This window comes from Streptomyces sp. PTY087I2 (assembly GCF_001687325.1).
Taxonomy (GTDB): domain Bacteria; phylum Actinomycetota; class Actinomycetes; order Streptomycetales; family Streptomycetaceae; genus Streptomyces.
Window position 1 is genome coordinate 135,553 of the sequence record NZ_LZRD01000002.1, and the last position, 21,785, is coordinate 157,337.

6 protein-coding genes are annotated in these 21,785 nt (G+C 73.4%); 3 read left to right on the forward strand and 3 right to left on the reverse strand.

Features of this window, described 5'->3' with window-relative positions; translation table 11 throughout:
- Position 1: 1 nt before the first annotated feature.
- Both A3Q37_RS02555 and A3Q37_RS02560 read right to left on the reverse strand, forming a co-directional pair.
- A complete protein-coding gene (locus tag A3Q37_RS02555; RefSeq protein WP_065476956.1) occupies positions 2-11,611 on the reverse strand; it encodes an amino acid adenylation domain-containing protein in 11,610 nt (3,869 codons plus the stop codon).
- Complete coding sequence (locus tag A3Q37_RS02560; protein ID WP_065476959.1) at positions 11,608-13,233, reverse strand: condensation domain-containing protein; 1,626 nt, start codon at positions 13,231-13,233, stop codon at positions 11,608-11,610. The genes A3Q37_RS02555 and A3Q37_RS02560 overlap by 4 nt, the downstream gene beginning before the upstream one ends.
- 313 nt (positions 13,234-13,546) lie before the next feature.
- Here A3Q37_RS02560 and A3Q37_RS02565 point away from each other — a divergent pair, with 313 nt between their 5' ends.
- Genes A3Q37_RS02565 through A3Q37_RS02575 form a run of 3 tightly spaced genes read left to right on the forward strand, consistent with a single transcriptional unit; the run spans position 13,547 to position 16,497 of the window.
- Positions 13,547-14,710, forward strand: a complete 1,164-nt coding sequence (locus tag A3Q37_RS02565) for a hypothetical protein (protein WP_065476961.1) — start codon at positions 13,547-13,549, stop codon at positions 14,708-14,710.
- A gap of 21 nt (positions 14,711-14,731) precedes the next feature.
- On the forward strand, positions 14,732-15,733 hold the full coding sequence (gntD, locus tag A3Q37_RS02570) for a guanitoxin biosynthesis L-enduracididine beta-hydroxylase GntD (protein ID WP_065476963.1): 1,002 nt from the start codon (positions 14,732-14,734) through the stop codon (positions 15,731-15,733).
- 26 nt (positions 15,734-15,759) lie between these two features.
- Positions 15,760-16,497, forward strand: a complete 738-nt coding sequence (locus A3Q37_RS02575; protein ID WP_065476966.1) for an SDR family NAD(P)-dependent oxidoreductase — start codon at positions 15,760-15,762, stop codon at positions 16,495-16,497.
- Between the two features lie 84 nt (positions 16,498-16,581).
- Here the strand turns inward: A3Q37_RS02575 and A3Q37_RS02580 are convergent, their stop codons facing one another.
- Positions 16,582-21,693 carry a non-ribosomal peptide synthetase gene (locus A3Q37_RS02580; protein ID WP_065476968.1) on the reverse strand — a complete coding sequence of 1,704 codons (5,112 nt, stop codon included), beginning with the start codon at positions 21,691-21,693 and terminating at the stop codon, positions 16,582-16,584.
- Positions 21,694-21,785: the final 92 nt, after the last annotated feature.

Here is a 21,785-nt window from a genome sequence, read left to right on the forward strand (position 1 = left end):
GTCATCGGTGCGTGGCGTTCGCCAGGACGGTGCGCAGGCGGGTCGCCAGCGCCGTCACGTGGGGGTCCGCCAGCATGGAGAAGTGGTCCCCTCGAACCTCGTGGACGGTCAGTGAGGCCCGGATGAGGTCCTGCCACCCGAGGTCGGGGCTGTCGACCGGGTCTCCGGAGCGGTCGGCCGCGCGGAGCAGCACCACGGGTGTCCCCAGGGGCTCGGGCCGGTACCGGCTCATGGCGTGGAGGTGCGCGCGCGTGACCTTGCGGGCGTGCGCGTCGAGCAGCAGGAGACGGTGTACGGAGTCGGGTTCCAGGGACAGCAGTTCCTCGACGAGGTCCGCCGGAACACCCGAACCGCCCGTCCCGTTCCCTCCGCCGCCGGGCCCGGCGAACAGCCCGGGCAGCGCCGGCAGATGCGGTTCGCACCGGTCGAGGAATTCCGCGAGGCCTTCCGTCTGACGCGCCATCCGGTGCGGTGCCCTGCTGTCCAGGAGCACGACCGGTCCCACCTCACGTCCCGCTTCCGTCAGTTGCCGGGCCACCTCGGTGGCGACCACGCCGCCGAAGGACCAGCCGCCGAGCAGGATCCGGCCGTCCGGCCGCAGTTCCTGGATGTGGCGGGCGTGGTACCGGGCGAGTTCGAGGACGTCCCGGCAGGGCTCCTGTTCTCCGTCCACGCCGGGCGCCTGGAGCGCGTGGAACGGCCGGTCCGTGCCGAGGGCGTTCGCGAGCAGGCGGAAGCCGCCCACACCCCCCTCGACGGGGTGGACGCAGAAGAACGGGGCTTCGCCGCCGACGGGTTGCAGAGTGACGACCGGGCCGGTGGCGCGGTCCTCGCTCCGCAGCCACTCGGCCAGGGACGCGAGGGTCGTGTGCTGGAACAGGCGTGCCAGGGGGACGCGTCGGCCGAGCGCGTCCTCCAGCCGGGCCTGTACGCGAACGACGAGGAGGGAGTTGCCGCCGGCGTCGAAGAAGTCGTCCTGCCTGCCCACTCCTCCCCGGGGGAGCACCTCGTCCCAGATCCGGGCGATGTCGCTCTCCAGCCCGGGCCGGGGCGGGACGGCGGCGTTGTCGGCCGTCCGTCCGGCGGCGGGCAGCCGGGAGCGGTCCAGCTTTCCCCGTGGGGTGAGGGGCAGTTCGTCCAGGACCGTCACCGTGGGTACCACGGGCAGGGGGAGCAGGCCGCGAAGATACCGGCGTACGCCCTCGGCCGAGGCATCCGGTCCGGTCACATAGCCGACCAGCTCGTCCTTCCGCCGGAGGACGGCAGCCGAACGGACGCCGGGGGCGGCCCGCAGGGCGGCCTCGATCTCCCCGGGTTCCACCCGGTGACCGCGCAGGTTCACCTGGTCGTCCGCCCTGCCGAGCAGCAGGACCGTGCCGTCGGCGCACCGGCGGCCGAGGTCACCGGTGCGGTAGACGCGCTCCCCGTCCTGTTCGCCGAACCGGGCCGCGGTGGCGGCCGGATCGCCCGCGTATCCGGCCGACAGATACGGCGTACGGATGACGATCTCGCCGACCTCGTCGGTCGCCGCCGGGAATCCGCCGGGTGTCAGGATCCGCAGGTCCACCCCGTCGATTCCGGTGCCGATCGGGACGGGGTCGAGGGGCGGGCGGGAAATCCGGTGCCAGGACACCGCCTGAGGCGTCTCGGTGGTCCCGTAGAAGTTGACGAACTCGGCGTTCGACGCGGGGAGATCCGTCACGTGCCGGGCGGTCAGCCGGTCGCCGCCGAAGAAGACGTACCGCAGGCCGGGCAGGTCCCGGCCCGGCCGGGCGACGAGCTCGCCGAGGCCCGGGGTGAGATGGGCGACGGTGACCCGCTGCCCGAGCAGCCAGCGCACGAGCCGTTCGGGGGACCGCGCCTCTTCCTCGTCCGGTACGCACACCGTGCCGCCGAGGGTGAGCGGGCCGAGTGCCTCGCGGAGGAACGGGTCGTGCCCGAGCCCGCCCAGCGCGCTCCACCGGTCGCCGGGGCCGAGGCCGAACTCACGCGCCTGCCAGTCGAAGAAGTGGGTCAGCGGGGCGTGCGGCCCCAGGACACCCTTCGGGGAGCCGGTGGTCCCGGAGGTGAACGCGAGGTAGGCGGCGTCCCACGGATCGACCGGCACGCGGGGGCGCGGGGCCGTCGCGGTGAGGTCGGTTCGCAGCACCACCGGTACGTCCGTGTCCCCCGGCGCGTCCAGATCCCCCGGTGCGTCCGTATCCACGGGTGGCCCGACCAGGACCAGCGCGCGGGCCCCCGAGGCGGCCAGCAGGCGACGGAGCCGGGCCGGCGGGTCCGCGGGGTCGAGCAGGACGAACGCCGCCCCCGCCTTCAGCACGCCTGTCGCCGCGCCCACCAGCGCGGCGGACCGGGGGCCGTGCACGGCGACCCGTTCCCCGGGCCGGACCCCGGCGCCGGACAGTTCGAGGGCGAGCGCGTTGGCCCGCTCGTCCAGGTCGCGGTAGGTCCAGGTCCCGGTGGAGTCGGTGAGCGCGACCGCCTCCGGGGCGCGGTCCGCCCGCGCCTCGATCAGGTGGTGCACGGCGTGTTCGGCCCGCCGTGGCAGCGCCGCCGCGGTCCGCGTCGCGCCGGCCGCCGGGAGCTGGAGCCGGTACTCCTCGACAGGGCGGTCCGGATCGGCCGCGATCTGTTCCAACAGGGCCACGTACTGCCCTAGGAGGCGCTCCATGCGCTCCGGCAGGAACAGATCGGTGTTGTGGACCAGGGCGAACGACAGCCCGGGGCCCTGGTCGTCCACGTACAGCGTGAGGTCCAGCTTCGACGCCGTCCCGTCCGCCGCGTCCGGCAGCTCCGCCGTCACGGTCACATCCGCGAGGTCGCCCTCCGGCGCGGTCCCGGGAAGCATGTTGAGCATGACCTGGAAGAGCGGCTGCCTGTTGAGGTCGCGTTCCGGCGCCACGGCCTCGACGATCTGCTCGAACGGCACGTCCTGCCGGTCGAACGCCGCCAGCACATGGTCGCGGACCCGGTCCAGAAGCTCACGGAACCCGGGGTTTCCGGAGAGGTCGGTGCGCAGCGGCAGCATGTTCAGGAAGCAGCCGACCAGCTCCGCCACCTCGGTGTGGTGCCGCCCCGACACGGGGGTTCCGACCACCACGTCCCGCTGCCCGGCGGCCCGGCCGAGCAGCAATTGGAAGGCGGCGAGCAGCGTCATGAACAGGGTCGCCCCGGCCGGTCGGCCGAGCGCCCGCAGGCGTCCGGCGCACGCGGCGCTCAGCTCGGCGTGGACCCGGCCGCCGGTGAAGGTCTGCACGCGGGGCCGGGGCCGGTCGGTCGGCAGCTCCAGCAGCGGTGCGTCCGCCAGGTCGGCCTGCCAGCCCGCCAGTTGGTCCGCCAGGGGGAGCCGGCGCTGCCAGTGCGCGTAGTCGGCGTACTGGACGGGCAGCGGCGCGAGACCCGCGTCCGAGCCGCCGGCCCGGTACGTCTCGGAGAGTTCACGCGTCAGCACCTGAAGGGAGAGACCGTCCCCGGCGATGTGGTGCAAGGTCACCACCAGGACGTGTTCGTGGGGGCCGACGCGCAGCAGCAGCCAGCGGACCGGTACGTCGCGCGCCAGGTCGAAGGGGACCGCGTGCTCCTGCCGGCTCCGCGCCACGATGTCGTCCTCGGTGACCTGAGCGGTCGGCAGGACGTCCTCGGGCACCTCGACCACATCTGCCCACGGCACCCCGTCGCGTTCCTCGCACACGGTGCGCAGGACTTCGTGCCGCCGCATCAGACGATTGATCGACCGGCGCAGCGCGGGGACGTCGAGATCCCCGGTGAGCCGCAGGGTGCAGGGGATGTGGAAGGCGTCGCCGGCGGATCCGAGCCGCTCGACGAACCAGATCCGCTGCTGCGCGTAGGACAGCGGGGCGGGTTCACCGGCCGGCCGCCGGGTGAGCGGGGGCACGGCCGGCTCTCCGGTCCCGGTGCGGGCGGCGCGTTCGAGCAGCCGGGCCAGCCCGGCCGCGGTCGGGGCGTCGAACACGGCCCGCACGGGCAGGTCCGTGCCGAAGGCCGTGCGAATCCGGCGGACGAGGGCGGCCACGAGCAGGGAGTGGCCGCCCGACTGGAAGAAGTCGTCGTGCGGCCCGGCCGTGTCGATGCCGAGCACCTCGGCGATCAGTCCGCAGAGGATCTCCTCCCGCTGGGTCCGCGCACGTCCTCCGGTGGCCCCGTCCGCCGCGGGGGGATCGGGCAGCGCGCGCGGGTCGACCTTGCCGTTGCGGCTGAGCGGCAGCGCGTCGAGCGGGACGTACACCGAGGGCACCAGATGCCTGGGCACGATCGAAGCCACGTGCTCGCGCAGCGACTCGCCATCGATCTCCCCGGCCTCCGGGACGACGTAGGCGATGAGCCGCCCGTCCCGCACCCGCACCACCGCCTGCCGGACGGACGAGTGCCGGCTGAGCGCGGCCTCGATCTCACCCGGTTCGATACGGAACCCCCGCAGCGAGATCTGCCGGTCCGCCCGCCCCAGGTACTCCAGATCGCCCGACCTCGTCCAGCGGGCCAGGTCGCCGGTGGCGTACATCCGCTCGCCGGGGCCGCCGAACGGATCGGGCAGGAAGGACGCGGCGGTGTGCCCCGGCTGCCCCAGATATCCCCGCGCCAACTGGGCGCCTGCCACATGGAGTTCACCGGTCACTCCGGCGGGGACCGGTCGCAGCCGGCCGTCCAGGACATAGCAGCGTACGTTCCACACAGGGCGGCCGATCGGCGGGAGCGGCACGGTCCGCCCGTCCGCGGGCGTTGCCGTGTACGTGGTGACGACATGGGTCTCGGTGGGACCGTAGTGGTTGTGGATCCGGACCCGGGTGCGCAGGCGCTCCATGGCGTCGGTCATCACGAGGGCCTCACCGGCCTGGACGACGTCGGTCAGCTCGGGGGTCTCCTCGCCCGGCGCCTCGGCCACCGCCTCGATCACCGCGTTGGGCGCGAAGTACCGGTTGACGCGCTGCTCCCGCAGCCAGGCCCGCATCGCCTCCGGTTCGAGCCTCAGGTCCCGCTCGGGGATCACCAGGCACTGACCGGTGGTCAGGGCGGACAGCACTTCCTGGGCGAAGACGTCGAAGCCGCTCGCCGCCGTCTGGGCGGTGCGTGTCCCCGGGCCGCCGGGAACCCGGTCGGCGTGCCAGGCCAGCAGGTTCACCAGGGCACTGCCCGGCATCACCACGCCCTTGGGCGTGCCGGTCGAACCCGAGGTGTGGACGACGAATGCGGGGTGCGCGGGAAGCAGGGGGGCGGTGCGTTCCCGGTCGGTGACGTCGTCCCCGGAGAAGGCCGCGAGGTCCGGCGGCAGGGCGGTGAGGACGAGGTCCGCCCGGGACGAGAGCAGGGCGATCCGCTCCGGGGGGTGCTCCTGATCGATCGGCAGGTACGCGGCGCCCGCCTTGAGGACGGCGACCACGGCCACCACCAGTTCCGGCGAGCGCGGCAGGGCGAGGCCGACGGCCGACTCGGGTCCCGCACCCCGCTCGATCAGCCACCGCGCCAACCGGTTGGCGCGGGTGTTCAGCCCGGTGTAGGTGAGGCCGCCGTGCACGGCCTCGGCGTCCGGTGTGCGCTCCACCTGGGCCTCGATGAGCTCCGGCAGGGTGCGGGGCGGCACCGGACGGCTGGTGTCGTTCCACTCCCGCAGCACGCGGTCCCGTTCGGCCGGGTCCAGGACGGGCAGTGCGCCGATGCGGGTGCGGGGGGCCTTCGCGACGGCCGAGAGGACCGCGAGATACCAGGCCCCGATGCGCTCGACGGTGACCCGGTCGTAGAGGTCGGCGTTGTACTGGAGGCCCAGGTCGATCCCGGCCGCTTCGCCGTGCTCGCCGTGCGCCCGTACGTTGAACAGCAGGTCGAACTTGGGCGCCGCGACCTCTGTCCGCTCCCAGCGCATGGTCAGGCCCTCGACGGCCCGCGTCCCGTCGGGGAACTGATCGAAGGCGATCATGGTCTGCACGAGGGGATGACGGGAGGCGGAGCGCACGGGGGCGAGCTGGTCGACGACCCGTTCGAACGGCACGTCGGCGTTGGCGTTGGCATCGAGGGCGACCGCCCGGACCCGCTCCAGGAGACCGGTGAACGAGGGGTCCCCGGAGGTGTCGGTACGCAGCACGAGAGTGTTGACGAAGAACCCGACCAGAGGGTCCAGGCGCGGATCGTCCCGTCCCGTGGTGGGTACGCCGACGGCGATGTCCTCGCCCGCGCCGAGCCGGGTCCAGAGCGCGGCGAGCGCCGCCTGCATCACCAGGAAGAGCGTCGACCTGTTGCCCTTGGCGACCCGCGACAGGGCCTCGTGCAGGGCCGGTTCGATGCCGAGATGCACCGTGCCCCCGCGGCCGGTGGGACGGACGGGCCTCGGCCGGTCGGCGGGGAGAGCCAGCTCCTCGGGGAGCCCGGCCAGGGCCTCCCGCCAGTGGCCGAGCTGCCGGGACATCCTGCTGTCCGGATCGCTCTCGTCCCCGAGCAACTCCCGCTGCCAGTACGTGTAGTCGGCGTACTGGAGGCGCAGGGGCGGCAGGCCGCCGGCCCCGCCGCCGCTGCGCGCGGCGTAGGCGGACGCCGTGTCGTCGATCAGCGCCCCCATGGAGGCGCCGTCGCAGGCGATGTGGTGCACCACCAGCAGCAGGACGTGCTCCCGGGCGCCCAGGGCGAACAGGTGCGCGCGCAGCGGGATGTCGGCACGCAGGTCGAAGGGGGCCGCGGCCGCCTCGGTGAGCCGGTCCGTGAGCTCCGCCTCCGTCACGGAGTGTGTGGCCAGGTCCGGCGTCCGGTCGAGGACGCGCTGGTACGGTTCCCCCGCCTCGGCCGGGAAGACGGTGCGCAGGCTCTCGTGCCGCCGCACGACATCGGCGAGCGCCTCGCGCAGCGCCGTCGCATCGAGCTCGCCCGACAGACGTACCGCGATCGGCATGTTGTAGGCGGGGCTGTCCGGCTCCATCTCGGCCAGGAACCACAGCCGCTGCTGCGCGTACGACAGAGGGACGGCCCCGTGCCTCGGTACGGGCCTCAGCTCGGGTCCGGCCTCGCCCGCGTCCGCCAGGCGCGGGCCCAGCTCGGCGACGGTGGGGGACTCGAAGAGCACCCGCAGCGGCAGTTCGACGCCCAGCGTCCTGCGCACCCTGCTGACCAGGCGGGTCGCGAGGAGGGAGTGCCCGCCGCGTTCGAAGAAGCCGTCGTCGATGCCGACATCGCTCACCCCGAGGACATCGGCGAAGACGGCGCACAGGATCTCCTCCCGTGGAGTGCGCGGCGCCCTCGACGCGGCCCGGGCCCCGGGGTCGGGCAGCCGTGTCCGGTCCAGCTTGCCGTTGGCGGTCAGCGGCAGCTCGGGCAGTACGACGACGCCCGCCGGCACCGCGTGCGTCGGCAGCCGGTCCGCCGCGTGCCTGCGTACGGCCGCCGGGTCCGCGGTCCGGTCGGGCCCGGGCACCACGAAGCCGTACAGCTGCCCGCCGGCCACGATGTGGGCGGCGGCCTGCGCGACGTCGGGATGGTCCGCGAGGGCGGCGGCGACGTCGCCGAGTTCGACGCGGAACCCGCTGATCTTCACCTGCTCGTCGGCGCGCCCGAGGAACTCCACGAGGCCGTCGGCCCGGCGGCGGCCGAGGTCGCCGGTGCGGTACATCCGCGCGCCGGGCCCGCCGAGAGGGTCCGGCAGGAACCGCGACGCGGTGAGCCCCGGCCGGCCGTGGTAGCCGCGGGCGAGGCAGGCGCCGGCCGCGTACAGCTCTCCGGCCGCGCCGTCCTCGACCGGGTCGAGCTCCGCGTCGAGGACGCGCAGCCCGGCTCCGTCCACGGGGGTTCCCACGGCCGGGGTCTCACTCGCGTGCAGGCCGCACACGAGCATGTCGACGGTGCACTCCGTCGGTCCGTACAGGTTGAACGCCCGCACGCCGGTCAGGGCGCGCAGGCGCCGCCACAGCGGTTCGGGGACCGCCTCGCCGCCGAGCAGCACCACACCGGGCCGGTGCCGCCCGGGAGCGAACAGACCGGCGTTCAGCAGGTGGCCGCAGTAGGTCGGCGTGACGTCCACGACGTCGATCCGGTGCTTCTCGACGGTGCTGAGGAACGCTCCCGTGTCGCCGAGGACCGTGTCGTCGACCAGGTGCAGATGGTGCCCGGCCAGCATCCACAGCAGCCCGCACCAGGAGGCGTCGAAGCCCAGCGGCGCGGAGAGTGCCACGCGCATCCGACGGCCGCCCGCGCCGGGCCCGAAGACGGTCCTGCTGTGCGAGTGGAACAGGCTGACCACACTGCGGTGTTCGACCGCGACACCGTTCGGCCGGCCCGTGGTGCCCGACGTGTAGAGGATGTAGGCCCGCTGCGCCGGGTCGACGCGCAGGCCGAGGGGACCGGAATCCTCCCCGTCCGTGGCGAGGCCGTCCAGGCACAGCCGGGGCACGCCTTCGGCGTCGGCCGCCCCGGCCGCCGCGCGGGCGGCACGCGAGTGCACCAGGAGGCGTGGCGCGGCGTCGGTCAGGACGAGACCGCACCGGTGGGCGGGGGCGTCCTCGGCGATCGGCAGGTAGGTCGCCCCGGCCTTGAGCACGGCCAGCAGGACCGCGACGGTGTCCGCCGTCTTGCCCGCGGCCACGGCCACGATGTCCTCGGGGCCGACGCCGTGCCGGCGGAGCACCCGGGCCAGCCGGCCGGCGTGTGCGTCGAGTTCGGCGAAGGTCCGCTCGCCCGAACCGTCGGTCACCGCGGGCGCCCCGGGTGTCCGGGCCGCCTGCCGCTCGAAGATCTCGGTCAGGGTCCGGGCCGGGCCCTCGGTGAGCCGGGCCCGGTCCACCTTGCCCCCGACGGTGACCGGCATCGCCGGCACGGCGACGACCCGCGACGGGATCATCACCGGGGGCAGCTTGTCGCGCAGGAACGAACGGACGGCCGCGGCCGTCGGCGCCTCGCCCGCCGCGGGCACCACATGGGCGACCAGATCCTTGTCGCCGTTCCCCCGGTCGTCCACCGACACCGTGACCTGGGCGATGTCCGGGTGGTCCGCGAGCACCGCCTCGATCTCGCCGGGCTCGACCCGGTGCCCGCGGATCTTCACCTGGCGGTCGGTGCGCCCGAGGATCTGAAGGCGCTCCCCGCGGCGGCGGGCGAGATCGCCGGTCCGGTACATACGCGTACCGGGCGGTCCGAACGGGTCGGGCACGAACCGCTCGGCGGTCAGCCCCGGCCGGCCCAGGTACCCCCGGGCGAGCCCGGCTCCGGTGATGTGGAGCTCCCCGGCGGTCCCGTCGGGAACGGGAACCCCCTGTTCGTCCAGGATGTGCATCCGGTAGCCGGTGCGCTCGCCGCCGATGGAGGGCAGCTCGTCCCAGTCCCGGTCGTCCAGAATCCCGCAGGACGCCTCGACGGTGGTCTCGGCCGGCCCGTAACCGTTCTGGATGACACGGCCGTCCGCCCGCCACCGGCGGACCAGGTCCCTGCTGGGAGCCTCGCCGCCGATCGACAGTTTCCGCAGGTCGGGCAGGTCGTAGCCGTCCAGGAGGGAGAGGGTGGCGGGCGTCGACAGGAACACGCTGACCCGCTCCCGCCGCATCAGGGCGGCCAGCGCCCGTGGGTCGAGCAGGACGGACCTGGGCGCGGAGACGAGGCAGCCGCCGCCGGCCAGCGTCACGAACATCTCGTACACGCTGACGTCGAAGGCCGGGCTGGTGAACTGCACGACCCGGTCGCGCGGGTCCGGGGCGAGCCGGCCGGGTGTGCCCCGGACGAAGTTGACCGCCGCCGCATGCTCGATCAGCACGCCCTTGGGCTGCCCCGTGGAGCCGGAGGTGAAGATGATGTAGGCGAGGTTGCCGGGACGTGCCGGGCAGGGCAGTGCGCCGTCCGGTCCGTCCGTCCGGTCCGGTTCGATCACGGTGACCGAGGCGGGCAGCTCATGGGCGCGGACGGCGGGGGCGACCACCACACGGCAGCCGGTCTGCCGCAGGACGTCCGCCCACCGCTCGCGGGGGTGGAGCGGGTCCAGCGGAAGGTAGGCGGACCCGGTCTTCATGATCGCGAGCGCCGCGGTGGTCAGCTCGGAACCGGGGTCGAGCAGGACGGCGACCGGGACGTCCGGCCCGGTGCCGTGCTCCCGCAGAGCCGCGGCCAGCCGGTTGGCGGCGGCGTCGAGTTCGGCGTAGCTGACCGTGCGGTCCGGGGTACGCAGCGCCGGGGCGTCGGGCTGCTCCGCGGCCCTGTCCTCGAACAGCTCGTGGAGCAGCCGGGGTTCGCGGCCGGCGCCGATCCGGCTCTCCGGGGAAGCGGCCATCGCCGTCAGGACGCGCAGGTAGTCGTCGCAGAGCCGCTCGATCCGCTCGGGATCGAACAGGTCGGTGGAGTACTCCGCCCAGAGGCAGACGCCTTCGCCGATGACCTCGGTGATCTCCACGGTGAGGTCGAACTGCGAGGTGCGCCGCGGCAGGGCGAAGGCGCCGACCTCGATGTCGCCGACACGGACCGACTCCGCGATCGTGTGGTGCATGGTGAAGCACACGTCGAACAGCGGGTTGCGGCCCGGTCGGCGGGTGATGCCCAGTTCCTTCACGAGCCGGTGGAAGGGCACGTCCTGGTTCAGGTGCGCGCCGAGCACCGTCTCGTGCGTACGGCGCAGCAGTTCGCCGTAGGTCGGGTTGCCCGCGGCGGAGGTGCGCAGCACCAGCGTGTTGGCGAAGTAGCCGATCAGCCGGTCGGTCTCGCGCCGGGTGCGTCCGGAGAACACCGACCCGACGCACAGGTCGTCCTGCCCGGTGTACGCGGCGAGGAGCGCGTTGAACCCCGCCAGATAGACGCTGAGCGGGGAGACCCGGCGGTCTTTCGCCAGCGCGGCCAGGTCCTCGGCCAATCGGGCGGGGAGGAAGAGGGAGTGCGCCGCTCCGGCGCCGCTGGGCCGGGCGGGGCGGGGCCGGTCCGCCGGGAAGACGGGGACCGACGCGCCGGCCAGCCGCCCGCGCCAGTAACCGAGCTGGTCCGCCATCAGCTTCTCGGCCGGGGCGCCGCGCTGCCACGCCGCGAAATCCCCGTACTGCACCGGAACTTCGCGCAGGACGGGCGCGGTGCCCTCGGCGGCGGCCGCGTAGCAGGCGACCAGTTCCTCGACCAGGATCGTGAGCGACGCCCCGTCGAAGGCGATGTGGTGGACGACGAGAACCAGGGCATGGTCCTCGGGGCCCGTCCGGACGAGTGTCGCGCGCACCACCGGCCCCCGGCCGAGATCGAACGGCTCGTTCCCCAGCCCGGCGACCAGTTCGGTCACGCTCTCCTCGTCGCGGCCGGTCGCGTCCACCACGCGCAGGTCCGGGCCCCCGGGGGCGTCGACGATCTGGTACGGAGTCCCGTCCTCCTCGCCGTAGCAGGTGCGCAGGATCTCGTGCCGTCCGACGATCGTGCGCAGGGCGCGGGTCAGCGCCGCCACGTCGAGCGGTCCGCGCAGCCGTACCGGGACGGTGGCGTTGTACTCCGAGCGGGACGGCTCCCAGCGGTGGAGGAACCACTGCTGTTCCTGGTTGAACGAGAGCGCGAGGCCGGTGCGGTCGGCGACCGGCCTGATCCCGTCCGCGCCCGGTACGGGAGCACCGGCGGTACGCCGCAACGTCCGCCGGGTCTCCGCCAGTGTGGGGCGGCGCCGCGTGCTCATCGGGCCTCGGTCCCCGGCTCGGGGACGGCCGGCGGGTCCTGGTCCGCGCCGGGCTCCCGGGCGGTGTCCCGGCGGGCGAGGTCACGAATCGTGTGCTCGCCGAGCACCAGATCCACGGGGATCTCGACGCCGTGGTCACGCGCGCGCGTCATCACCTGGATCGCCCGCAGCGAGTTGCCGCCGGAGGCGTAGAACTCGTCCTCGACGGACACGCTGTCGACCTCCAGGACGTCCGCCCACAGCTGCGCCAGCAGATGTTCCACGGCACTGTCCGGCTCCCCGACGGGGGCCCGGACGGCCCCGGACTCGGTCACCGGGTCGCTCTGGCGCACCAGGAACGGCAGCTCGGCCAGCGTGGTCGTGGCGGGCGACCCCAGGATCGCCTCGAACGTGCGCGCAACGTCCTGCGTCGTCCCCCGTGTGAACGCGTCGGCGGCGCACGAGAGCCGTCCGGTCAGCGACCCGCCCTCACTCCACAGCTCCAGCAGGACGTCGAACGGCGAATACCCTTCCCCCGGCGGGAGCACCGGGGTGACCTTCCGGTCGAACAGCGGCGGCAGGTCCATCGTCTCCTGGAGCACCGCCCAGGCACGGGCGAGCGGCAGCCGGCCGCCGCCCCGCTGCGGCCGGACTTCGTCGATCAGCCGCTCGAACGGCACCGAGGCGTGGGCGAACGCCTCCAGACACCGCTCCCGGGTGTGCCGGAGGATCTCGGCCAGCGACGGGTCACCGTCCAGATCGATGCGTACCGGAACCGTGTTGACGAAGAAGCCCACGAGCCCCAGCAGCTCCGGCTCCTCCCGCCCGGACACGGGCATGGCGACCACCACGGACGACTGGCCGCTCCAGCGGCTGAGCAGAGCCGCGTACCCGGCGACGGCGATCATGAACGGGGTCAGACCGCCGGCGGCACGGTGCAGCTCCTCCACGACCTGCGCGGGGACGGCCACCTCGGCGGACCCGACCGCGTAGGAGGGGCGGGGCGGCCGGATGTGGTCCTGCGGCAGGACGAGATCCGGGGCCTCCGACATCCGTCCGCGCCAGTGGGCCAGCTGGTCGTCCAGGGCGTCGGACTCCAGGACCTGCCGCTGCCAGGCCGCGAAGTCGCCGTACTGCACCTCCAGTTCGGGCAGCTTTGGCTCCCGGCCGGCTTCCCCCGCCGCGTACAGCTCGCTCAGCTCGCCGAGAAGCACGTCCCGGGAGCGCCCGTCGCTGACGATGTGGTGCAGGACGACGTACAGGATGTGCTCGCCGGTGCCGAGGTCGAGCAGATGACAGCGGAACAGCGGCCCCTCGGCCAGGTCGAAGGCCTCGGCCGAGAGTTCCCGCAGCACCGCGTCCAGGTCACCGGACGCGTCCACGAGCCGCACGCGCACCTCGGCGGAGGGGCCCACCATCTGGACGACCTCGCCGTCGGAGAGGTGGAACACCGTACGGAGCACCTCGTGCCGGTCGACGATCGCGTTGAGGCAGCGCTGCAACAGGTCCACGTCCAGCGACCCGCGAAAGCGCAGACCGCCCGCCACGTTGTAGATCGCTTCCCGGAGGCCGGACCGCTCGTGCAGCCACAGCCGCTCCTGGCCGAAGGAGGCGGGCAGCAGATACGTCTCATGGTCGGGCATGGGCGAGGCTCCTCCCGGGCGGCGGACCGTCACCCGGCCCACATCATCGGTCGATCGTGGGCCTCGGGGCCATGTCCGGTCTATCGGGGTTATCCCCGACTCGGCCGGGCCGGGACGGAGCGACTACGGTCCGGCGCGTCCCCCTCTGTCTCCCACGGCCATCCGGAACCACTGCCGATCCGAAGGGAAACGCCGATGAAGGCCTACCACGAGCGTCCTCCCTGCCCGACGGGGCGACGATGACGACCGCCGGACCCGCGATACCGCCGCACGGCGCGACGGTCCGGCCGACCGCCCTGCCCCGGCCGCGAGAATGAACACCGACACGGAACTCCCGCCGCCACTGGCCCGCTGGCTCCGGGATCCCGGCACGGACGACTTCCCGTACCCGGCCGTGGTGTCCGCATTCCAGCGGACCGGCAAGGAACGGGTCGCCGCGACGCTGCTCACGGCCCTCTCGGAGGCCCGGAGCAGGACCTCGGAGCACTCCCCGCTCGCCCGCTTCCTGGACATCGCCCTCGACAAGCACGACGGCCGCTACGACTACACCTCGTACCTGGCGATCGAACTGTTCCCCGCACCGGCCGACACCGTCACCGACCGGGTGGTCACCCTCCTCGTGGCCGACGTACTCGCCTTTGAACTGGCGGCGCTGGACGGCGCGGACGTACCCCTGCCCGGGCTGCGGCCGGACCGCAGGACCGTCGGGCTGCGCTGCCGGCACGGACTGCGCGCACTCGCCCGGTTCGTCGCCCGGACCCGTGGCGGCCCGGCCATCCCGGCGGGGGAGCCCGTCGAGGCCGCGCGGGCGGTCGTCACCGAGGTCGAGAAGAACCGGACCCCGCAGGAGACCCATCTCCTGCGGACCACCTTGCTGCCGGTCGACACCGTCCACGACGAGTACCTGTTCCTCAGGGTCCTTCAGGCCTTCGAGATGCATTTCGCGATCTCCGCACGGCATCTGGCCACCGTCCCGGAACTGCTGGACGACGGTGACGCGCGGGGCGCCGGAGCCGTCCTCGGCGATCTGGCGGACCGGTTCGACGAGACCGCTCACCTCTTCTCGCTGCTCGCCACGATGCAGGTCGAAGCCTTCCGGACGTTCCGTCTGCACACCGAGGGAGCCAGCGCCATCCAGTCGAACAACTACAAACGGCTGGAGTCGCTGTGCCGCAGACCCGACCCCGGACGGCTGGCGTCCGCCGCCTACGCATCGGTTCCGGTCGTCCGTGACGAGGTCAACGAGGGCCGCCGCACCGTCGACGACGCGCTCGCCGCGCTCGGCTCCTCACCGAGCGCCGCCGCGCGTGCCGAACTGGAGGGGGAGCGACGGCGGTTCGCCGCCGCCTACGAGCGCTGGCGGCGCACCCACCACCGGCTGGCCGTCCGCATGCTCGGCGACCAGCCGGGCAGCGGCTACACCGCCGGGGTGCCCTATCTCGCCGAGGCCCGCACTGTTCCCGTTTTCGAGACCTGACCCATCACCGAGGGACGACCCATGGCTCTGGTAGCACACACCCTCAGTCCGGCGGACGCCGCGATGCTCTCGGCGCTCGCCGACGAGAGTGACGGCGATCCCGGCGATCCCGGATTCCACGACCGCTCCTGGCCGCTCGCCGACCGGCTACCGGGCCGACTGCACCGCCTGCTCACGGACTTCCGCCGTGCCGAGTCGGCCGAGGCATGCCTCGTCGAGGGCTTCCCCGTGGTCGAGGAGACAGCGGGGCCGACGCCCCGGCACTGGGAGACGGCGGCGGGCGTCACCACGACGAGACGGGCGGAAGTCCTCCTCTCCCTGTGCGGGGCCGTACTGGGCGACCCGTTCTCCTGGGCGACGCTCCAGTCCGGGCGCATGGTGCAGAACATCCTGCCGATCCGCGGTGACGAGAAGCAGCAGAACGGCCACGGCAGCGAAGCGCTGCTGGAGTTCCACACCGAGGACGGCTTCCACCCCGACCGGTGCGACTACCTGCTGCTGCTCGGCATACGCAACCAGGACCGGGTGCCGACCCTGCTCTCGTCGGTCCGGGACGTCGTCCTGGACGACCGGACGCGCAAAGTGCTGGGCGAACCGCGGTTCCACATCCTGCCCGACGGTGAACACCTGCGGCAGCTGGCGGAGAGGGCGCCGGACGGCCCCGCCCTGACCGAGGCACGGGCCCTGTACGAACAGCCCCCCGCCGTGCCGGTCCTCTTCGGGGACCAGCTGAACCCCTACCTCCGGATCGATCGGCCGTTCATGCGGTGCGCGCCCGGCGACACCGAGGCCGAGGAGGCGCTCGACGCGCTGATGGCGGAGCTGCACCGGGTCCGGCGCGAGGTCGTCGTCTCCACCGGCTCCCTGCTCGTACTCGACAACTACCTGGCCGTGCACGGCCGGAAGGCGTTTCCGGCCCGCTACGACGGTACCGACCGCTGGCTGAAGAAGCTGACCGTCCGGCGCGACCTGCGCCGCCTCGAACGCGCCCGGGCGGCGGAGAGCCGACGCGTCCTGTACTGATCGTCTTCGAACACCTTGGAGTAGATGTGCGGACTGTCATCATTTCGGGCGCTTCCAGTGGCATCGGAGAGGCGACCGCCGAACGCTTCGCCCGGGCCGGCGACCACGTCGTCAACCTCGACATCGCTCCGCCGCGGAAGGACGCGCCCGGCGAGTGGATCGAGGCCGACGTCTCGGACTGGGCCGCCGTCGGCAGCGCCGTGACGAGGGTGTACGACGAGCGCGGGCGGCTGGACGTCGTGATCGCGAACGCCGGCATCAGCGTCCGCAACGGCGTGCTCGAGCTGACCGAGGAGCAGGCCCGGCGGACCACCTCCGTGAACCTTCTCGGCGTACTGGCCCTGTGGCAGGCGGCGGCACGCGTCATGGTCGGGCGAAAGGAGGGGGTGCTGCTGGCCACCGCCTCGGTCAACGGACTGCGGGGCTACCCGTTCTACGCGGACTACAACGCCACCAAGGCCGGTGTGGCCGCGCTGTGCCGGACCTTCGCGATGGAGCTGAGCCCGTACGTCCGCGCCGCGTGCGTGAGCCCGGGAGCGGTGCTCACCCCCATGCAGCTCGCCGAGTACACCGAGACCATGCTCGCCGAGACCAACCGGCAGATTCCCGCCGGACGCCACGCCGCACCGTCCGAGATCGCCGAGGCGTTCTTCTACCTGGCGTCCCCGGCGGCGAGCTTCCTGACCGGGCAGGAACTGGTCATCGACGGCGGCGAGACGGCGGGGGCGACGACGAGCGCCTTCGGCCGGGGCGGCCTGTCCTGACCCGCGCGGGCTCCGGCCACGGCCGGCCCGTGGCGATCCCTCCCCGGCCGCCGGGGACACGGACCGCCACGGGCCGGGACCCGCTCAGACGCCCGGCACGTTCCGGGCCGCATACCGGCTGCGGTCGACCCGGACGACCGGAGCCACGGCCGGGCGCCGCGGACCCGACGCGCGCTGCCCGTCGGTGACCCGCGCGGCCAGACCGGCCACCGTCGGATCCTCGACGATCTGCCTGAGCGACAGCCGCACGTCGAACTCCTTGTCGATCCGGGCCGTCAGCCGGGTCATCAGCAGGGAGCTCCCGCCGAGGTCGAAGATGCTGACGCTTCTGCCGACCGACGGCAGTTCGAGCAGCTCGGCCAGGACCGCCGCGATCCGCCGCTCCTCGGGCCCCGTCGCGGGATCCTCGTCGCCGCCCGTCGCCACCGGAGGCGGAGGCAGCGCGCCGCGGTCCACCTTTCCGCTGGAGTTCACCGGCAGGCCGGGCAGCCGGACCAGCCTGGCGGGCACCATGTATCCCGGCAGTACGGTCCTCAGACCGTCCAGGATCTGCCGGTCCGAAGCCGGCGTGTCTCCGGTCACGTAGGCCACCAGCATCGGCCCGGAGGCGCTGCGGTACACCTCGACCACCGAGCGCGTCACCCCCGGCACCCGGTCCAGCTGCGCCTCGATCTCGCCGAGTTCGACACGCAGCCCGTTCACCTTCACCTGCCGGTCCATCCGGCCGAGGAACTCGATGCGTCCGTCGGCGCGCACCCGTACGAGGTCACCGGTGGCGTACATCCGTCCGCCGGGGACACCGCGGAACGGGTCGGGCAGAAAGCGGCTCGCGGTCAGCCCCGGCCGTCCCGGATAGCCGGTGGCCAGACCGTGGCCGCCGAGGTGGAGCTCTCCCTCGGCGCCGGCCGGCACGAGGGCCAGGTCCTCGTCGAGGACATAGGCCGTGGTGTTCGCCACCGGCAGGCCGATCGGCGGCGCCTCGGCCGTGTCCGCGAGGGCGAGCGGCGCGTACGCCGACCACACGGTCGTCTCGGTCGGACCGTACATGTTGAGGACCTGCCCGCCCGATGCGCACAGGTGCGCGGCGAGTTCACGCGGCAACGCCTCCCCTCCGGTGATCACCGTGAGGCCCGGATCCGGTGTCCACCCGGTGTCGGCCAGGAGCTGCCAGGTGACCGGGGTCGCCTGCATATGGGTGAAGGCGCCCGTGTCCAGCCGGGCCCGCAGCGCGTGGCCGTCGCGGACGGTGTCGCCGTCGGCGAGATGACAGGTCCCGCCGGAGACGAGGGGCAGAAAGACCTCGAGCACCGAGATGTCGAAGGACAGGCTGGTCGGTGCCAGCAGACGCGTCCGGGCGTCCATCGGCACCACGCGCGCCATCGCCGCGAGAAAGTTGTTCAGCGCCCGGTGGGGCACGTGTACGCCCTTGGGCCGCCCGGTCGAGCCGGAGGTGTAGAGCACGTACGCGGCCGCCTCGGGGTGCGTCGGGACCTCGGGAGACCGGGTGTTTGGGTCTCCGGTGCCGACGGCGTCCAGGTCGAGGACGGGGCAGGGCGGCTCCGACCGGCCGATGCCCGAGCGGCTGATCATGAGGTGCGCACCGCTGTCCGTCAGCATGTGCCCGATCCGGCTCTCCGGCAGCTCGGGCGCTATGGGGAGGTAGGCGGCGCCCGCCTTGAGCACCGCCAGCATGCTCACCACGAACTCCGCACCGCGGGGCAGCCGGACGGCGACCACCTGTCCCGGCCGGACACCCCGGGCGACCAGCACCCGGGCGAGCGCACCCGCGGACCGCTCCAGCCGGCCGTAGGTCAGTTCCTCCTCGTCGGTGGCGACCGCCACGGCCTCGGGGCGCAGCAGGGCCTGCCGTGCGATCCGGAGGTGGACATGGTCGTCGGCCCGGTAGCCGGCCTCCGCACCGGTGAGCGCCGCCGGCTCGCTCGTGGCGATCTCCCGCACCGGCCCGTCCGAGCTGCCGACGACCGTCTCCAGTACGGACACGAACTGCCGGGCGAGCCGTTTTGCCGTCCCGTCGTCGAACAGGTCGGTGTCGTGGACGAGTTCGCCGGAGAGGCCGTCGCCGACCTCCGCGAGATGCAGCGCGAGGTCGGCCATGGAGCCGGTACGGGGCAGCGCGACCGATTCGCAGACCGCCGGGCCGAACCGCCCGGTCACGCCCTGCCGGTTGACGGCCATGGCGGCGATCGGCAGATCGCCGCCGGGGAAGGCCTGTTGCAGGGCGAACATCACCTGGACGAGCGGGGGCCGGCTCGGGTCCCGCCGGGCGCCGACCGCGTCGATCAGTTCGACGAAGGGCAGCGAGGCGTGGCCGAACGCGTCCCTGCTCGTCGCACCCACCCCGGCGAGCAGCTCGCCGAAGGAGCCGTGCGGATCGACCCGGCAGCGGACCGGAACCGTGTTGATGCAGCAGCCGACGACCTCGGACGACCTGGTGCTGCCGCGGCCGTGCACCGGTGTGCCGACCAGGAAGTCACGCCGGCCCGAGTAGCGCCAGAGCAGGAGCGCGTACGCGGAGAGGAGAACGGTGAAGAGGGTCGTGCCGTTCGCCCGGGCGAGCCGGCGCAGCCGCGCCGTCGTACCGGGGCTCACGGTGAAGGTGGTGGACGCGCCGCGCAGGCGGGGGAGAGCCGGGCGCGGCCGGTCGGTGCGCAGCCCGATGTCGGCGGGCGCTCCGCTCAGCGCCGCGCGCCAGTGTTCTGCCAGCCTGCGGCCCTCCGGCCCCTCCAGGAATTCCCTTTCCCTCGCGGCGAGTTCGATGAAGTCGGGCACCGGGTCGGTGTGCGAGTCCGATCCCGTGTAGCGCGCGCAGACCTCGCGGAGCACGAGGTCGATCGACCACAGGTCGGCCACCAGGTGATGCACCGTCAGGACGAGCCGGTGCCGGTCCGGTCCCGTACGCAGCACGGAGAGCCGTACGAGCGGGCCGTCGACGATGTCCAGGGGAGTCGTCGAGACGGCCGCGGTCCGTTCGCCGAGCAGAGCCGGGGGCACGTCCTCGACCCGGAAGCCGGGCCCGAGCCGTGCGTGCACCCGCTGCACGGGCTCCCCGCCCACCACGGGGAAGGTGGTGCGCAGCACGGAGTGGCGGTCGACGGTTCTCCCCAGTGCCTCGCGCAGCGCGTCCACGTCCAGGAGGCCGTGGACGTCGACCGCGGCACCGAGCAGGTACGCCGTGCTCTCCGGGGCGAGTTCATGGCTGTAGCGCATTCCGCGCTGCTGCGCGGAGAGCGGGTGATCACCCGGCTCGGACGACGGGGCGGGACCGTCCTGGGGGCGGCTGCCCAGGGCGACGAGTTCCCGGACGCTGTGGTGCGGCAGCGTCTCGGCCACCAGGTCACGGCCGGTTCGCCTGCCGACCCGGTGAGCGATCGTCAGCGCGTCGAGCGAGTCGATCCCGAGATCGACGAGAGGGGTGTCGACGGACACCTCGTCCGCGCCGATCCCGAGCAGGGCGGCGATCTCCGCCCGCAGCCGCTCGGTGTCCCCGCCGGGCACGGCCTTGGACTCTCCGGCCGGTTCCGTCGCCTCCGGCACCGCCGTGCGGGCCGTCGAGCGCACGGCGAGCGCCGCGAGAGTGCCGTCCAGGAACTGCTGCCGGCAGGCACTCCGGGCGATCTTCCCGCTGGAGGTACGGGACAGACCGGCGAAGGGGACGAGCACCACATGGCGCGGCCGTACGTCATGGGCGGCGGCGACCGCGGACCGGACGCGGCGGGCGATCTCGTCGAGATCGCCCCGGCCGGCCTCCCGGCGCAGCTCACAGGCGACGACGAGCTCCTCGGCCTCCGCGCCGGGCACGGCGAACACGGCACAACCATGCGTGCGCAGGCGGGAGTCGGCGCCCTCCGCGGCCGACTCGATGTCCTGGGGGTGATGGTTGCGGCCGCGCACGATGACGAGGTCCTTGGCCCGGCCGGTCACATACAGTTCGCCGTCCCGCAGGAAGCCGAGGTCGCCGGTCCGCAGCCAGCCGTCCCGGCACACCTCGGCCCAGTCCTCCGGCCGGTTCCAGTAGCCACGCGCCACACTGGCGCCGCGGACCTGGACCTCGCCCTCCGCCCCGTCCGGTGCCACGGCCCCGGTCTCCGGGTCCACGGTCCGCAGACCGACCCCTTCGGGGGCCCGGCCGGAGCCGACCACGGTGTCGTGCGAACCGTTCGCCGCGGCCGTCCTGAAGCCGCTCCCGCGCTTCCCCGCCGTCACGATCAGCGCCGACTCGGCGAGGCCGTAACAGGGCAGGAACGCCTGCGCGGAGAAGCCCGATCCGGCGAACGCCGCGGCGAACGAGCGCAGGGTCCGCTCCCGGATCGGCTCGGCCCCGCTGAAGGCGACCTGCCACGAGGAGAGGTCCAGGGACGCGCGGACCTCGGCCGGGACGCGCTCGACACAGAGGTTGTAGGCGAAGTCGGGTCCGCCGCTCACGGTGGCCCCGAAGTCGCTGATCGCGCTCAGCCACCGCCCCGGGTCCCGGGCGAACGACGACGGCGACAGCAGCAGTGTCGACCCGCCGCAGAACACGGTGCCCAGAACCGATCCGATCAGCCCCATGTCGTGGTACATGGGCAGCCAGGAAACGGCGCGCGTGTGCTCGCCGAGCCCGAGGGCGTCCTGGATCAGGGCGGTGTTGGCGAGCAGGTTGGCGTGGCTGAGCATCACGCCCTTCGGCCGGCCGGTGGAACCCGAGGTGTACTGGAGGAAGGCCAGGTCCTCCCCGCGCGGCCGGGCGGTGAGGCCGCCGGAAGCCGATGACGAGGGCTCCGGGACCACCATCGTGAGCGCCGACGCGGCCGGCAGATCGCTCCTGCGTCCCAGCTTCTCCCGCAGCTCCGCGGTCGTCAGCGCGACCCGCGCACCGCAGTCCTCGGTCACCGCCGAGAACCGGGCGGTCGACGAGGGATGACGGCTCGGCGGATACGTGGGGACCGCGACGACCCCGGCGTAGAGGCAGCCGAAGAACGTCTCCACGTACTCCAGCCCGAACGGGTGGAGCAGGAGGACCCGTTCACCGGTCAGACCGCGGTCCGTCAGATCCGCCGCGATCACGGCGGCCCGCTCGTGCAGCTGCCGGTAGGTGAGCCGGGTCTCCGGCCCGTCGCCGTCGGGCCGGTAGGTGAAGGCGGTCCGGTCCGGCGTCCGGACGGCAGCGGATTCCAGCACGTCCTGCCATGCGGTCATCGCGCGGCCTCCTCATGGGCGGTCTCGGTCCCCTGCCCCGGCCAGCCTCGCACCGCGGGGCCGAGCCGCGACGTCAGTGCTTTTCCCGACTG

Bases quoted from the DNA above. Each gene is read 5' to 3' on its own strand.
- gntD (WP_065476963.1), top strand. From the start codon at position 14,732: ATGGCTCTGGTAGCACACACCCTCAGTCCGGCGGACGCCGCGATGCTC.
- A3Q37_RS02580 (WP_065476968.1), bottom strand. From the start codon at position 21,693: ATGACCGCATGGCAGGACGTGCTGGAATCCGCTGCCGTCCGGACGCCG.
- A3Q37_RS02560 (WP_065476959.1), bottom strand. From the start codon at position 13,233: ATGCCCGACCATGAGACGTATCTGCTGCCCGCCTCCTTCGGCCAGGAG.
- A3Q37_RS02555 (WP_065476956.1), bottom strand. From the start codon at position 11,611: ATGAGCACGCGGCGCCGCCCCACACTGGCGGAGACCCGGCGGACGTTG.
- A3Q37_RS02565 (WP_065476961.1), top strand. From the start codon at position 13,547: ATGAACACCGACACGGAACTCCCGCCGCCACTGGCCCGCTGGCTCCGG.